Here is a 15591-nt window from a genome sequence, read left to right on the forward strand (position 1 = left end):
GCGTCGCGATCTGCGCTAAGTCTCCGCCCCCGGGCGCTGTCGATCATTGCGCATCTCTTCGCTGGCCTCATCGGATCAATGACAGAACACACCGACGTCATCATCGTAGGTGCGGGCATAGTCGGACTTTCCTCCGCTCTCCACCTGCAGGAACGCGGACTGAAGGTGATGCTGCTCGATCCGGGCGACGAGCGCCGCCGGGCCTCCTTCGGCAATGCCGGCGTGCTGAGCCGGAACTCGATCTTCCCCGTCGCGAGCCCCGATGTCCGCAAGCGGCTGATACGCTATGCGCTCGGCCGCGACATTGCGGTTCGGGCGCGGCTGCGCTCGCTGCCGGCGCTGATGCCCTGGGTCGAGAAATTCCTCCTCGCCGCGAACGATACGGCCTGGCGCCGGAGCGCGGCGCTATTCGATGCGCTGGTCTCCAAATCCTTCGAGAGCCACATCGCGCTCGCGGATCTCGTCGGCGCGCGCCATCTGATCCGGCGTAATGGCTGGATGCGGCTCTATCGCAGCGAGGCTGCCTTTTCGGGCAGCGCGATCGAGCGCAGCGTGCTGGCGCAATATGGGATTGCCGCCGAACCATTGACCGCCGCCGATATCGATGCGCTCGAGCCCTGCCTGGCGCGGCGCTTCACGCACGGCCTCTTCTTCAGCGACAGCGGCTCCGTCGAGAGCCCCGGCACGCTGGTCCAATATTACCGCAAGGCCGTGACGGCGCGCGGCGGTCGCTTCATTGATGCCAAGGCCGATCGAATCGTGCCGCGCGACGACGGCGTCACCGTGTATGGCTGCGAGCGAACGATCGAAGCGCGCTTTGCCGTGCTCGCGGCCGGAGCGTGGTCGGGCACGCTCGCACGGACGCTCGGCTACCGCATCCCACTGGCCGCCGAGCGTGGCTATCACCGCCATTTCCGCCTCGGCGAGGGCGTGGAACTGCGCCGGCCGATCCATGATGCGGCCGGCGGCTATGTCATGTCGCCGATGAACGGCACCGTGCGGCTGCTTTCCGGTGTGGAACTGGCCCGGCCGGACGATCCGCCGAACTACCGCCAGATCGAGGCCGTGACGCGCGACGCCGCCGGCACGATCGCGCTCGGCTCGATGCTTGACGAGACGCCCTGGATGGGCAGCCGGCCATCGACGCCCGACGGGCTGCCGGTGATCGGCCTCGCGCCTCGCCATCGCCGGCTCGTCTTCGCCTTCGGCCATGGCCATATCGGCTTCGCCAATGGCCCGATCACCGGACGGATCGTCGCCGCGCTGATCGCGAACGAAACACCGCCCGTGGCCATCGAGGGCTTCAGCCCGGCGCGCTTCGGCGCCTGAACGATCAGGGCAGCGTCAGCCCGCCATTGACGTGGACCGCCTGCCCCGTGATCTGGCCGGCACCGCGCGACAGCAGGAAGGCTATCGTCGCGGCGACATCCGCCGGCTCGGTCAGACGGCCGGTCGGCGTCACGGATGCCGCCGTCTTCAGCGAGTCCGTGGTCGCCGCGAGATGGCCGCCACCCTGCTTGCGCGTGAAGCCCGGAACCACGGCATTGGCCGTCGCGCCGACCGGGCCGAGTTGCACGGCGAGCGACTTGACCAGCGCCTCGAGGGCGGCCTTCGCGGCCGAGGTCGCGGGGAAATTCAGTCCGGCCGTGCCGAAGATATGCGCCACGAAGGAGCTGACGGCGACGATCCTGCCCCATGACGAGGCCTCGATATCGGGAAGCGCGGCCGTCACCATGCGCAGGAAGGCGATCGGCATCGAATTGAACGCGGCCTGCAGATCGTCAGGCGACAATTCGCCGAAGCGTGAGCGGGCGGCCTGCCCCGCATTTGAGACGATCTGGTCGACGCGGCCGAAATGCGAGCGCGCGGCCTCGACGATCGCCACCGGCACGTCGGCATCGCCGAGGTCACCGAGCGCGATTTCCACCGGCGAGCCGAGCGCGCGACACGCCTCGGCGACTGTCTCCAGCCCCGCGCCGTTCTTGCGCGTATGGAGCAGCAGGGCCGTGTCGGCACCAGCCAGGGCGCGGGCAGTCGCCGCCCCGATGCCGCTCGCGGCGCCTGTTACGATCACGACACGGTCGAAAACTGCAGTCACGCTTCTGTCTCCTGTGGGATTGGGCGAGGATCTTGCATGAAGGATGGCGGCCCTGATGCCGCCGGAACGCAGCCTAACGCGGCCGTCGCATTTTCGGTATACAAAATTCCATCAGTATACCTCCTTTTTATTGACACGCGGCCGCCGCTGGTTGCTAATCGCCTTCAGGATCTCTCGCTTTCGGATGGAGCAGGCCATGGATGTCATCATCGTCGGCGCGGGCATAGGCGGCCTGACGCTTGCCCTCATGCTGCAGCGAAAGGGCATTTCAACAAGGGTTTACGAGAGCGCCTCGGAAATCAGGCCGATCGGCGTCGGCATCAGCGTCCTGCCGCATGCGAGCCGGGAACTCTGCGAACTGGGCCTCAAGGACGCGCTCGCAGAGGTCGCGATCACGGCGCAGGAATCCTGCTTCTTCAACCGCTTCGGGCAGTTTGTATACAAAGAGCCCGTCGGCACCTATGCCGGCTATGAATGGCCGCAATTCCAGATCCATCGCGGCGACCTGCAGCAGATCCTCTACAAGGCCTATATCGCCGAAGCCGGGGCGGATCGCGTGATCACCGGCCGCCGCTGCCTGCGCGTCGACCAAGGGAATGGCAAGGCGACCGCGACCTTCGCCATCGGCGGACCGGACGGGCCGACCGAAATCGTCGAGGGGTCGGCGATCATCGGCTGCGACGGCATCCATTCGGTGATCCGCAAGCAACTGCACCCGAATGATGGCGGCCCGATCTATTCCGGCGTCAACATGTGGCGCGGCGTCACCCGCTGGAAGCCGTATCTGACCGGCGCGAGCTATGTTCGCGCGGGCTGGCTGACGCATGGCAAGATGGTCATCTACCCGATCCGCAACAATATCGACGCCGAGGGCAACCAGCTCATCAACTGGGTCGCCGAGGTCGAGACGCCGAAGCATGATCGCCAGGACTGGAACAAGCAGGGCCGGACCGAGGACTTCATCAGCTATTTCGAAGACTGGCATTTCGATTTCCTCGACGTGCCCGCAATGATCCGCGCGGCGGATTCGATCCTCGAATATCCGATGGTCGACAAGGACCCGCTCGATCGCTGGAGCTTTGGTCGGCTGACATTGCTCGGCGATGCGGCCCATCCGATGTATCCGCGCGGCTCGAACGGCGCCGGCCAGGCAATCCTCGACGCACGCGCCTTGGCCGACGCGATCGCCGGGCATGACGACATCGAAACGGCGCTCAAGATCTATGAGGACCAGCGGCTCGGCGCGACGGCGAATGTCGTGCGCACCAACCGGACCACGCCGCCCGACGCGATCCTGCGCGAAGTCTATCTCAGAAGCGGTGACAAGCCGTTCGACCGGATCGAGGATGTCATCGACCCGGCCGAGCTTGCCGCGATCACGAACAGCTACAAGAAGGTCGCCGGCTACGACAAGCAGACGCTCGCAGGCAAGAAGGTGGCATAGGCCACCGGACTGGCGACCATCGTCGCGCGACGCTGGCGGTATCGCCGGTGCCGTCCCGCCCAAGGCCGATAGATCATCTCATCGTTTCACGAGAACGATGGGATGATCCAGCTCTTTGATTGGCCGTGCTTCCTTCACGCCAGCCGCTGTCGACTTCGCCCAGAAACGCTCTAAAAGGCGTCGGCCTGCGTCTGCGGCGCGACGGCCTGGATGGCCGGCAGGGCGGCCGCACGATCGGCGATGGCGACCGTGAGCGGATAGGCAGACAGGTCGCAATTGAAGCGCCTGGCATTGGCGATCTGGGGTACCAGGCAGATATCCGCCATGGTCAGTTGATCACCGAAGCAATAGGTGCCGTGCCGCGCTTCCTTGACCAGCGTCGCCTCGAAGGCCCGAAATCCCTCGACGACCCAATGCGCATACCATTCGTTGCGCTCCGAATCCGATACGCCCCACCGCTCTTTCAGCCATTTCAGCACGCGGACATTATTGAGCGGATGGATGTCGCAGCCGATGATCTGCGACAGACCGCGAATATAGGCCCTGTCGAAGGCGTCACCGGGCAGGAAGGGCGGCTCGGGATAGGTCTCGTCGAGATATTCGAGGATGGCGAGGCTCTGTGCGATCGCCCTGCCCTCCTCGACCAGGGCCGGAACCAGACCCTGCGGGTTGAGGTCCATATAGTCCGGAGCGCGATGCTCCATCCTGGGCAGGCTGATATAATGCGCCTCCCAGTCGAGCCCCTTGACCGCGAGCGCAATGCGCACGCGGTAAGAGGTTGAGGACCGGAAGAAGGTGTAAAGTGCCCGCATGGCCGGCCCCGTCGTCGATCAGCCGGCCGCGGCGGCGTTGAGGATTTCGTCCGGGGTCGAGGATACGACCTCGACATATTTCGGCACGAACTTGCGCCCCTCGATCAGGCCGACAAAGGCCGGCTTGATCTCTTCCGCCAGAACCTTGCGGATCTTGGCATGCTCGACGATGTCGGACCATTCGGCGATCAGGAAGAAACGCTGCGGATTTTCCGTGTCGCGACAGAGCACACCGTCCTTCACCTGCGCCCATGACTTGTGCATGGGGTTGCCGTCCGAATAATCGAATTCCTCGAAAAGCTTGATGAACTCGTCCTCGCGGCCGACCTCGACGATGAAATCATAAATGTGCAGGAAGTTTCCTTTAGTGGCGAGCGGCTCCTGGGCCATGAATTCTCTCCTGATGTGGGGTTGGTCTGGAAAGGGCTTGGGGAAAGCCATCGATCCGCTTAATCATCAGTGTACCGCCTTTTATCGGATCGACAACAGAAGACTGCGTCGATCTGCCCGAATTTTGAGCCTGCCTCCGATTCCCGCGCGCTGGGTCGGCACCGCAGGCCGGCGCGCCGCTGCATTCGACAGCAATTGCGATGTGTGCTGATGATCGACGGAACTCGACCGCAGAATCGGAACAAGGCGGCTCAAATGACGGAAAAGAAGCAGCGCGGCCGCGCGGCGCCCGACAGCAAGACCCCTGCTGTCACGGAGAAGATTGCCGAGACCGCGAGCGCGGACGATGCCGCATCGAACCCCGCTCTCAAGGCGCTCGCCGAGCGGCTGCCGCTCTGGCGCCGTCCCGGCTATCTGGTGCGGCGACTGCACCAGATTCACTATGCGATCTTCTTCGAGGAATGCGACGGCTTCGGCATCACACCCGTCCAGTACGGACTGCTGACGATCCTCTCGACCAATCCGGACGCCGACCAGGTCACGCTCGCCAATGCGCTCGGGATCGACCGGACCAATGTTGCCGATGTGCTGGTGCGGCTGGAGCAGCGCGGCCTCATCGCGCGCATGCGCAGCCAGAACGATCGCCGCATGGTGCTGGCCCGGCTGACCAGTGTGGGCGAAGACCTCGTCGAGCGCATGCATCCGGCCATGGCCAAAGCCCAGGATCGCCTGCTCGAAGCGCTGGGATCAGAAGAGCGCGATCAGTTCCTCGCGACGCTGATGCGCCTGCTCGAGGCCAACAACAAATATGGCCGCGCGACGCTGGGCGCCTCGAAGATGGATCACACCTGATCCACGCCGGCGCATGAGGCCGCCAAGGCCCCTATCGCGGTGCCGGCCTGCCGATCATGATGGAAATAATGAGACTGAATGCGGTCGGCGCCTGCGCCGTGATCCGCTTCGGCACGGCCCATGCACGCCTTTCGCTATGCCGGCAAAATCCGCCGCCAGGATTTGCGTCCTGAGAGGGAACGTTCTGAGAGGCTGGAAAAGCTGGGGTGGGGACGCCGCGATCCATTGTATTTAGTATGAGGTATACAATTCGATTTGAGTAGCCGAAATATTGATCATGCCCTCGGATCATGCCGGGGTCCTTCGGCCTATCATTTCAATGCCTAGGCGCGCCTGCCCAGGGGGTTGAGCATAAAGCCGGCAGTCGCTGCAAAATTCATCAGCAGCAAGGCTTTCACGATCCATACTATGTGATGGGAAGCCAAGCCGCTGTGCCGGTCGCGCCCTTCCAGCCGGTCCAGGCGCCGCGCGAGCGAATACGCGCCTCGCGTTGATCTAGATCAATGCGCTGTATACTGACTGCTTGACACGCGTTTAGAGAGTCTCCAATCTGGGCTTGGGGAATGCCGACGATCCGCACGGTCGTGCAGCGCAGGGCTGCATTGACAAACCTTGCTTTAAAGCAACGGAGCGGATGATGACGTTGATAAGAAACTTACTTTCCGGCGTGGTATTTGCCGCTATGGCAGCGCTTCCGGCCGTTGCCGCGAGCGCATCTGAAGTGACGATCGCAATCGGCTCCGAGCCGTCCACCCTCGATCCGCAGCAGCGCGACGATGGCGGCGAACGCGCGATCAACGACAACATCTACGAGACGCTGATGGCGCGCACGCCGGCTGGCGAACTCGTCCCCGGCCTTGCGGCCGCGGCGCCGACGCAAATCGACGCGACCACCTGGGAATTCAAGCTTCGTCCCGGCGTCACCTTCACCAATGGCGAGCCCTTCAACGCCGACGCGGTCGTGGCGAGCGTCACGCGCATCATCGATCCGGCGCTGAAGTCCGAGCAGATGTCCTATTTCGGCACGATCAAGTCGGCCGAAAAGGTCGATGACGTCACCGTCCGCATCATCACGACCGGCGCCGATCCGATCCTGCCGTCGCGCATGTACTGGATGAAGATGGTTCCGGCCGCCTATTCCAAGGACCCGAACTTCGCGACCGCGCCCGTTGGCACCGGCCCCTATGAGCTGGACAGCTGGTCGCGCGGCGAAAGCGTCGTGCTCAAGGCCAACCCGAAATATTGGGGCGGCGCACCGGCGATCGACCAGGTCAACTACCGCTTCATCAGCGAGCCCGGCACGCGCATGTCCGGCCTGATGGCTGGCGAACTCGACGTCATCACCAACCTGCTGCCGGAATTCGTTGCCAGCGTGCCGAAGTCCGAGGCCGTCCAGGGCCTGGAGACCTCGGTCATCATCCTCTCGACCGAGAATCCGACGGTCAAGGATCTGAAGGTGCGTGAGGCGCTGAACCTCGCCGTCGACCGCAAGGCCCTCGCCGAGAGCCTCTTCTCCGGCTATGCGACGCCGACCAAGGGCCAGCTCGTGAACCCGCGCGCCTTCGGTTACAACAAGGCGCTCGAGCCCTACCCCTATGATCCCGAGAAGGCGCGCGCGCTGATCAAGGAAGCCGGCGCCGAGGGCAAGACCATCACCCTCGTCGGTGAAGCCGGCCGCTGGCTCAAGGATCGCGAACTGATCGAGGCCGTCGGTGCCTACTGGGATGCCGTCGGCGTCAAGACGGACATCCAGATCAACGAGTTCGGCGAATATCTGAACCAGCTCTTCGACAAGGCCAAGCGTCCCGACGCCATCTTCGTCGTGAACTCGAACGAACTGCTCGACGCCGATCGCGAGACCAGCTTCGCCTATCAGGCCGGCGGCACCGCGACCTCGAACACCGACAAGGAATTGGCCGAATGGGTCATTGCCGCGCGGACCGAGACCGACGTCGCCAAGCGCCAGGCGCTCTATGACGAAGTGACCAAGAAGGCGCACGACAATTACTACCTGGTACCGCTGCTGAACCAGCAGGACATCTATGGTTTCTCCAAGCGCCTCGACTGGAAGCCGCGCGTCGACTCCAAGCTTCTCGTCAAGGAGATGAAGGTCACCGAGGAATAGTCCTCACCTCTCGACAGGGCAGCGAGGCGGACGGCGACGTCCGCCTCGACGTCACGAGAAGGGCAAGGCGTTTCAACCCAGGATGCGGCCGGCGTCGCATCTTGCTTCCAAGAGATCAGAGGCTGCAGCATGGGTGCATTCCTCCTGCGTCGCATTTTTCAGGGCATGCTGGTCGTGCTCGGTGTGACGCTCGTCGTATTTGTCGCGACGCGCATGGTCGGCGATCCGGCCAAGGTCATGCTGCCGCTTTCGGCGACGGACGCGCAGCGCGCGGCCTTCAACCACCAGATGGGCCTCGACCGGCCGCTCGGCGCGCAGTTCATCACCTTTGTCGGTGACCTCTCGACGCTGGATTTCGGCGACAGCCTCTGGCAGCGCCGGCCGGCGATCCAGATCGTGTTCGAGCGACTGCCGAACACACTCGCGCTGATCGGCCTCGGCCTCGGCCTTGCCGTCACGCTTTCCCTGCCGCTCGGCGCGCTCGCGGCGCTGCGCCCGGGAGGCGTCGCCGACCGGGTCGTCGTCTTTGGCGGGCTGTTCGGCCTGTCACTGCCGCAATTCTGGCTCGGCCTCCTGATGATCATGTTCTTCGCGGTGACGCTGAAGATCTTGCCGACATCGGGCGTGGGCGGGCCATCGCACTATATCCTGCCGGCGGTCACGCTCGCCATTCCATCACTGGCGCGGCTGATGATGCTGGTGCGCTCGTCCGTCATCGACGAGCTGAACCAGCAATATGTGCGCACCGCGCGCGCCAAGGGGATGCGCTTCCACACCATCCTGTTCGGCCATGCGCTGCGCAACGCGCTGGTGCCGTTCCTGACGCTGGCCGGCTGGGAGTTCATCAGCGCGCTCGCCGGCTACACGGTCGTGGTCGAGACGGTCTTTGCCTGGCCCGGCCTCGGCCTCACCGCCATGAAGGCGATCGAGCGCAGCGACTTGTTCCTGCTACAGGCGATCGTGTTCACCGTCGCGATCATGATCGTCATCGTGAACATCCTGCTCGACGTCCTCTACAAACTCATCGATCCTCGCATCAAGCTGGCTTGAACATGGCAGTCACCACACACGCGGCGCCCCCGACCGCGGCCAAGCCCCGCTCCGGCTCGTTCCGTCCGATCGCGCTGGAACTCTGGCACGACAAGGCCGGGATGATCGGCTTCACCGTCATCGTCCTCCTGATCCTGATGGCCGTCTTCGCGCCGCTGATCGCGCCCTATGATCCCGCGATCCAATCGGTTGCCGCGCGGCTGAAGCCACCGGCCTGGCTGCCCAAGGGAAGCTGGGAGCATGTGCTGGGAACCGACCAGCTCGGCCGCGACGTGCTCTCGCGTGTCATCTACGGCGCCCGCGCATCGCTGCTCGTGGGCACGTCGGTCGTGCTGCTCGCCGGCACGTTCGGCGTGCTGTTCGGGCTCTTCGCCGGATTCAAGGGCGGGCGGATCGATGATCTGATGATGCGCCTCGTCGATATCCAGGTCGCCTTTCCCGGCCTGCTCATGATCCTGCTCATCATCTCGGCCGTCGGCCCGAGCCTTTCGACCATGATCGTCGTGCTCGCGGTCACCAACTGGATGATCTACGCCCGTGTCGTGCGCGGCATCGTTCTCTCCGTGCGCCAGACGCCCTATGTCGAAGCGGCGGAGATGATCGGCTGCAAGCCTGGCCGGGTCCTGTTCAAGCACATATTGCCGAACCTGACCTCGCCGCTGCTGACGCTCGGCATTCTCGAATTCACCAACATCGTTCTCGCCGAGGCGGCCATGTCGTTCCTCGGACTCGGCGTGCAGCCGCCGGCGACGAGCTGGGGCTTGGATGTCTCGAACGGCAAGGACTACATTTTCGTCGCCTGGTGGCTGATCACCTTCCCCGGGCTCTCGATCTCGATCACGGTCCTTTCGATCAATCTCTTCGCCAACTGGCTGCGCGTCACCACCGATCCGCAGGAACGCGAAAAGCGCTTCGCCCGGCTGAAGGCGGTCGAGCGCCGCCGCAACGGTGCCCCGGCGGGCGCCCCCGCAAAGGCATGACCGAGATGGATATGATGAGCGAAGCAGCTCTGCTCGAAATCGACCGCCTCTGCGTCGAATTCGATACGCGCGGCGGCGTGGTGCATGGACTGCGCGGCGTGGACCTGTCCGTCCGCCGCGGCGAGACATTGGCAATCGTCGGCGAATCCGGTTCGGGCAAGAGCGTCACGGCGCAGGCCGTGATGGGCCTGATCGATGTTCCCGGACGGATCGCAAGCGGCGACATACGCTGGAAGGGCCAGTCCATGCTCTCGCGCGAGGGCCTTGCGATGGCACAGGATATTCGCGGCAAGGATGTCGCGCTGATCTTCCAGGACCCGATGACGTCGCTCAACCCGCTGATGACCATCGGTGCGCAGATCGGCGAAGTCCTCCGTCGCCATCTCGGCCTGTCGAAGATACAGGCGCGGACCCGCACCGAGGAGTTGCTCGGCGCAGTCGGCATCAGCGCACCGCGCCGGCGTGTCGATCAATATCCCCATGAGCTCTCCGGCGGCATGCGCCAGCGCGTGATGATCGCGATGGCCATCGCCTGCGAGCCGCAGTTGCTGATCGCCGACGAGCCGACCACAGCGCTCGACGTGACGATCCAGGCGCAGGTCCTCGAACTCCTTGCGGGTCTGCAGGAGACGCTGCGCCTCTCCGTCATCCTGATCACGCATGATCTCGGCGTTGTCGCCGGCCTCTGCCACCGCGTCGCCGTCATGTATGCCGGCAAGATCATCGAGACGGGATTGGCCGACGACGTCTTCGAGCGCCCCTCGCATCCCTATACGCAAGGGCTGATCCGCTCGACACCGCGCCTCGACGACCAGATGGAACGGCTGATCGCGATCGAGGGCTCGCCGCCGAGCCTGCTTGCGCCGCCCACGGGCTGCGCCTTCAGCCCGCGCTGCCCGCTTTCGGAGCCGAAATGCGCGGAACAGCCGCCGCTCGTCGCCGTGCATGCGGGCGCTTCCGCCGCCTGCTGGCATCCTGCAACCCCAGCCTGGCGCGAAGCTCCCGCGCTGGCCGAAGCCGTTTCGTGAGGATCGGATGTCTGCAGTTCTCGCTTCCGCTCCCGAAACGGCCCAGCCGCTTCTCTCAGTCCGCAGCCTGAGTGTCCGCTACCAGGCGGGCCGCAATGGCTTCTGGGCCCGCCCGCGCATGATCAATGCGCTGCAGGATATTTCCTTCGACCTCTATCCCGGCGAGACGTTGGGCCTCGTCGGCGAATCCGGCTCGGGCAAGACCACCACTGGTCGCGCCGTGTTGCGGCGCATCGACACGTCCGATGGGCGCATCGTCTTCAATGGCCGCGACATCACCAATGTCAAAGGCGAGGAACTGCGCAAGCTGCGTCGCAACATGCAGCTTGTCTTCCAGGACCCCTATGCGAGCCTCAATCCGCGCATGCGCGTGCTCGACATCGTCGCCGAGCCGCTGATCGTTCACGGACTGGTCCGCAATGTCGACGAGGCGCGCGATCAGGTCGGCGAACTGATGCGCCTCGTCAACCTGCCGCGCGATGCGCATGACCGCTTCCCGCACGCCTTTTCCGGCGGCCAGCGCCAGCGCATCGGCATTGCCCGCGCGCTGGCGCTGAAGCCCGAATTCATCGTCGCGGACGAGCCCGTCTCGGCGCTCGATGTCTCGGTGCGGGCGCAGGTCGTGAACCTCCTGCAGGATCTGCAAAAGGAACTCGGCCTCTCCTACCTCTTCATCGCGCATGATCTCTCGGTGGTGCGCCATATCTCGCACCGCGTCGCGATCCTCTATTCGGGACGCATGGTCGAGATCGCGAGCCGCGACTCGCTCTATGAGCGGCCGATGCATCCCTATACCGAGGCGCTGCTATCGGCGGTTCCCGTGCCGGACCCGAAGACGCAGCGCGCGCGAAAGCGCATCGTCTACAAGGGCGAGGTGCCGGATGTCGCCAATCCCCCGGTCGGCTGCCATTTCCATACACGCTGCCCGATCGCGACCGAGCGCTGCTCGCTGCAGGTGCCCATCCTCACCAAGAAGGCGCCGGACCATTGGGTCGCCTGCTGGAACCGCTGAACGCGGCGGCGAACCGATCAGGCGCCGCGTGCGACGCCGTCCTTCCGCTTGTCCGACGCGCCGATGAGGCTGCCGTCGGATGCGCGCATGACGATCTGGGCGCCGCCGAAATCGCTGCGACCGGCCAGTTCGCCGCTGCCGGCGGGATCGGTGAAGCCGGCGGCGCGGAACGCATCCACGATCGGCTGCGGCGTGCCGGCTTCGATCGCGAGCGCCGTGTCGGATTCGAGCCGCCAGCGCGGCGCGTCGAGAGCCGCCTGCAGCGGCTCGCCCCAGGCGGCGATGCGGAGCAGCAACTGGACATGGCCTTGCGGCTGCATCGCGCCGCCGACGACGCCAAAGCCGGCATGGAAGCAGCCATCCTTCAGCGCGGCCGCCGGAACGACGGTGTGATAGGGGCGCTTGCCCGGAGCCGGCCCGTTGATGTGGCCCGGCTCGGCAAAGCCAGAGCCACGGTTCTGCAGCACGAAGCCGCAGCCCGGAACGCCGATGCCCGAGCCGAACCGCTTGAAGACGCTCGTCATCAGCGTGATGGCGAGACCGCTCGCATCGACGATCACCGTGCAGACCGTGTTGCCCGCCGGATCGGCGACCGTCTTCCTGGCGTGGGCGAGACCGGCCGCCATGGCGCGGGCGGCCAGCACCATCGTCTCGGGATCATCGCGCCGCAGGGCGAGCGGCTCGAGCGCCGAGAGCGCCTCGAGCACAGCGACACCATGCGTATTGGGCGGGCATTCGAGCACCGTCAGGCCACGGAACACAGCCGAGACGGGATCGCGGAAATCGCCGGTATGGGCACGGAAATCCGCCTCGGCGAGGACGCCGCCACTGGCCTTGCTGGCCTCGGCGGCAGCACGCGCGGGCTCGCCCTCATAAAAGGCGGCAGGCCCGTCGGCCGCGATCGCCTTCAGCACGGCAGCGAGTTCCGGATTGGTGAAGATGTCGCCAGCGGCAGGCACGGCGCCGGCACGATAGAGTTTCGCGCTGACCAGGTCCCGGGCGATCACCGGCTCGAACAGTTTCCACTCGCGCGCGCAGATCGGGGCGACCGCGAAGCCGCCTTCGGCGAGCGCAATGGCGGGGGCGAGCAGCCGGGCAAAATCGAGCCTGCCGAAGCGGGCATGGAGATCGAACCAGCCGCGCACGGCGCCGGGCGTCGTGACCGACAGCGCGTGCCGCTCCGGAATTCGCCGGCCGGGGAGTGCCTCGACCTGGTCGGCGGTCAGGGCCGCCGGCGCGCGTCCGGTGCCGTTATAGGTGATGGCCTTGCCATCGGACGGCACGATCATGGCGAGCAGATCTCCGCCGATTCCCGTCGCCATCGGCTCGACCACGCCGAGAATGGCATCGGCCGTAATCGCCGCATCGATCGCGCTGCCGCCTTCGGCCAGAACCTTCAGCGCCGCTTCGGCCGCAAGCGGGTGTCCCGTTGCCACCATGCAGTTCTGGGCACGGACGCCGTGCTCGGCCGCGTTGATGTGAAGATTCATGACCGCATGTTCCGCTTGTGGGGTGACGAACCAGCGCCGCGCGCGAGGGTCGCATGGGCAAGGCTGTATACTTTCATATACTGTATGGAAGCGGCCGCCGTCCATATCGGACATGGTGCCCGCAGCGTTCCGGCGGCCAGGGCGATGCGCTTGAACGCCGGCAAAAGTGCCATCACCGACTGTCAGAACGGCAGTCATAATAATGTGATAGGTCTTGGACCCTGCTCGACGCCCGCGGGCCGGCCGGCGGGTGCGAACGCCGCCAAATTGGGCAGAATCCTGCCGCGCCTTTCGCCTTTTCAGGCAAGGCATCTTGGTATACAGTATTCTTTATCGATCGCCGCCGGATGTCGCCCACACTGGATTGGGTGCCGTCCGCTTCCTGTAGATGCCTTGGACCCCACGACGAGGAGACGCCCGATGAGCCAGACGGCAGTAATGAACCCTGACGAATTCCGCACGGCGCTTGAGAATGCGATCAAGGGCAAGAGCGCGAACAAGTCGCCTTTTTCGGTGGCCTGGGCGTCGGGCAAGCTCTCGCGCGAGCATTTGTCGCGCTGGGCCGAGAACCACTATCACTATGTCGGCCCCTTCGCCGACTACCTCGCCTATATCTACGCCCGCATGCCGGAGACCTATGTCGAGGCGAAGGATTTCCTGCTCGCCAACATGTATGAGGAAGAGATCGGCGGCGACCGCCACACCGACCTGCTGATCCGCTTCGGCGAGGCCTGCGGCACGACCCGCGAACGCATCACTGATACGGAAAACATGTCGGCGACGACGCGCGGCCTGCAGAGCTGGTGCTATGCGGTGGCGATGCGGGAAGACCCGATCGTGGCCGTGGCCGGCCTGGTCGTCGGACTGGAATCGCAGGTTCCCTCGATCTACCGCAAGCAGACGCCGACGCTGCGCGACACCTATGGCTTCACGGACGAGGAAGTCGAGTTCTTCGACCTGCACATCGTCTCCGACGAGATCCATGGCGAGCGCGGCTACCAGATCGTGCTGGAGCATGCGCGCACCGTCGAGATGCAGCAGCGCTGCCTGAAGATCTGCGAGATCGGCGCCCAGATGCGCCTGCTCTACACCACCGCTCTCTACAACGACTATGTCGGAGCCGAACTCCCCCTCTCCGAACTCAACCTCGCCGCTTGAGGCGCCCCTCACCTTCTCCGTCATCCCGGTCTTTCTCTGGGGTGACGGAGAGATGGCCGTGACCCATGGCCGACGACCAATCAATTTGCTGGCGAAAGAGTTCGTATGCCGACTGTGGTGTTTCACAAGAATGGCGAAATCTACCGGGACGAGGTCAAGGACAACACCAATCTCGTCGTCCGCGCCGGCATCAAGCAGTTCCCGTTTCCGCATCTGAAATATAGCTGCGGCATGGGAAAATGCGCGACATGCACCTGCAAGATCCTGAGCGGCGCGGAGCATCTCGCCGCGCCGAACTGGAAAGAGAAAAAGCAGCTCGGCGAAAAGCTCGACCAGGGCTACCGCCTCGCCTGCCAGCTCTGGATCCACCAGGATATCGAGCTCATGCAGGAATAACTGGGCGTCACCCGCATCGTCGATGCGGCGAACGCGTCTTGAAGATCACATGACAACAACCCGATTGGATCGTGCGATGTATCTCATCCTGACCACCAAGCCCGGACAGTTCAAGACCGAGATCACCGACGGACTGACAGCCGTCGAATCTTACGACTACATTTTCTACGGCCACAAGCGCGCCAATTTCACCATCGCCGAGATCAAGGATCCGGTCCGGATCACGATCATCGAGGATGCGCCGCCGCGGATCGTGAACAAGGTGCCGTCCAAGCTGTTCGAGAAGTTCGAGACGCTGGATGAAGCCCGCCACGAGCTTCATACGCTGACGACCTATGGCAGCATGGACATCGAGCTCCGTCCGGCCTGATCGCGGCCTCTTCCCCCACACGACACGCAATGGACTGCCAGCCGGCCCATGATCACGATCACCTTTGTTACCAATGACGGCAAGACCGCTACCGCGCCGGACAACAGCAACCTCCTGCGCGTCTCGCTGCGCGAGAAGGGCGGCATTCCGTTCAAATGCGGCGGCGGCATCTGCGGCACCTGCAAGTGCAAGATCGAAGACGGCATCGAGAATACCGACACGATCAAGCCGAAGGAGCGCAAGCACCTGACCGAAGCCGATTTCGCCGCCGGCTATCGCATGGCCTGCCAGACCTTCGTCAATGGCGACATCAGCGTCTCCTGGATCCCGCTGGCCGATCGGCGCTAGGGCATCTTCCCATGCCCCGGCTCTCTGTCTGGCCGCAT

16 protein-coding genes are annotated in these 15591 nt (G+C 64.5%); 12 read left to right on the forward strand and 4 right to left on the reverse strand.

What is annotated here, in order from left to right; all coding sequences use genetic code 11:
- Positions 1-78: 78 nt before the first annotated feature.
- Complete coding sequence (locus tag QO014_RS18080; RefSeq protein WP_266350137.1) at positions 79-1329, forward strand: NAD(P)/FAD-dependent oxidoreductase; 1251 nt, start codon at positions 79-81, stop codon at positions 1327-1329.
- Positions 1330-1333: 4 nt separating this feature from the next.
- Here the strand turns inward: QO014_RS18080 and QO014_RS18085 are convergent, their stop codons facing one another.
- A complete protein-coding gene (locus QO014_RS18085; RefSeq protein WP_266350138.1) occupies positions 1334-2098 on the reverse strand; it encodes an SDR family NAD(P)-dependent oxidoreductase in 765 nt (254 codons plus the stop codon).
- Positions 2099-2294: 196 nt separating this feature from the next.
- On the opposite strand from QO014_RS18085, the gene QO014_RS18090 reads away from it, so the two are divergent.
- Positions 2295-3542 (forward strand): flavin-dependent oxidoreductase, encoded by a 1248-nt coding sequence (locus tag QO014_RS18090; protein ID WP_266350139.1) that lies wholly within the window; start codon positions 2295-2297, stop codon positions 3540-3542.
- A gap of 170 nt (positions 3543-3712) precedes the next feature.
- Here QO014_RS18090 and maiA read toward each other — a convergent pair whose 3' ends face one another.
- Positions 3713-4354, reverse strand: coding sequence for a maleylacetoacetate isomerase (gene maiA / locus QO014_RS18095; protein WP_266350140.1), 642 nt, complete (start codon positions 4352-4354; stop codon positions 3713-3715).
- An 18-nt stretch (positions 4355-4372) separates the two neighbouring features.
- Positions 4373-4744, reverse strand: a complete 372-nt coding sequence (locus QO014_RS18100) for a hypothetical protein (protein WP_266350141.1) — start codon at positions 4742-4744, stop codon at positions 4373-4375.
- 255 nt (positions 4745-4999) lie between these two features.
- Between QO014_RS18100 and QO014_RS18105 the strand changes: the two genes are divergently transcribed.
- From QO014_RS18105 to QO014_RS18130, 6 genes are all read left to right on the forward strand, one after another.
- Positions 5000-5596 carry a MarR family winged helix-turn-helix transcriptional regulator gene (locus QO014_RS18105; RefSeq protein ID WP_266350142.1) on the forward strand — a complete coding sequence of 199 codons (597 nt, stop codon included), beginning with the start codon at positions 5000-5002 and terminating at the stop codon, positions 5594-5596.
- 637 nt (positions 5597-6233) lie between these two features.
- On the forward strand, positions 6234-7721 hold the full coding sequence (locus tag QO014_RS18110) for an ABC transporter substrate-binding protein (RefSeq protein WP_266350143.1): 1488 nt from the start codon (positions 6234-6236) through the stop codon (positions 7719-7721).
- Between the two features lie 129 nt (positions 7722-7850).
- Positions 7851-8771, forward strand: coding sequence for an ABC transporter permease (locus QO014_RS18115; protein WP_266350144.1), 921 nt, complete (start codon positions 7851-7853; stop codon positions 8769-8771).
- A 2-nt stretch (positions 8772-8773) separates the two neighbouring features.
- Positions 8774-9751: an ABC transporter permease gene (locus QO014_RS18120; RefSeq protein ID WP_266350145.1), complete on the forward strand. Its 978-nt coding sequence runs from the start codon at positions 8774-8776 to the stop codon at positions 9749-9751.
- A 5-nt stretch (positions 9752-9756) separates the two neighbouring features.
- Positions 9757-10779: an ABC transporter ATP-binding protein gene (locus QO014_RS18125; protein WP_266350146.1), complete on the forward strand. Its 1023-nt coding sequence runs from the start codon at positions 9757-9759 to the stop codon at positions 10777-10779.
- Positions 10780-10786: 7 nt separating this feature from the next.
- Positions 10787-11791, forward strand: coding sequence for an ABC transporter ATP-binding protein (locus QO014_RS18130; RefSeq protein WP_266350147.1), 1005 nt, complete (start codon positions 10787-10789; stop codon positions 11789-11791).
- 17 nt (positions 11792-11808) lie between these two features.
- On the opposite strand, the gene QO014_RS18135 is transcribed toward QO014_RS18130, so the two are convergent.
- On the reverse strand, positions 11809-13281 hold the full coding sequence (locus tag QO014_RS18135; RefSeq protein ID WP_266350148.1) for a gamma-glutamyltransferase family protein: 1473 nt from the start codon (positions 13279-13281) through the stop codon (positions 11809-11811).
- A gap of 420 nt (positions 13282-13701) precedes the next feature.
- Here QO014_RS18135 and QO014_RS18140 point away from each other — a divergent pair, with 420 nt between their 5' ends.
- The 4 genes from QO014_RS18140 to QO014_RS18155 all read left to right on the forward strand — a co-directional run bounded on the left by QO014_RS18140 (position 13702) and on the right by QO014_RS18155 (position 15553).
- Entirely contained in the window at positions 13702-14439 is a 738-nt protein-coding gene (locus tag QO014_RS18140; RefSeq protein WP_266350149.1) for an iron-containing redox enzyme family protein, read from the forward strand.
- Positions 14440-14544: 105 nt separating this feature from the next.
- Positions 14545-14835: a 2Fe-2S iron-sulfur cluster-binding protein gene (locus QO014_RS18145; RefSeq protein ID WP_266350150.1), complete on the forward strand. Its 291-nt coding sequence runs from the start codon at positions 14545-14547 to the stop codon at positions 14833-14835.
- Between the two features lie 76 nt (positions 14836-14911).
- Positions 14912-15205, forward strand: a complete 294-nt coding sequence (locus QO014_RS18150) for a ferredoxin (protein WP_266350151.1) — start codon at positions 14912-14914, stop codon at positions 15203-15205.
- A 48-nt stretch (positions 15206-15253) separates the two neighbouring features.
- Positions 15254-15553, forward strand: a complete 300-nt coding sequence (locus QO014_RS18155) for a 2Fe-2S iron-sulfur cluster-binding protein (protein WP_266350152.1) — start codon at positions 15254-15256, stop codon at positions 15551-15553.
- Positions 15554-15591: the final 38 nt, after the last annotated feature.

The organism is Kaistia dalseonensis (genome assembly GCF_030814715.1).
In the GTDB taxonomy this organism is placed as follows: Bacteria; Pseudomonadota; Alphaproteobacteria; order Rhizobiales; family Kaistiaceae; genus Kaistia; species Kaistia dalseonensis.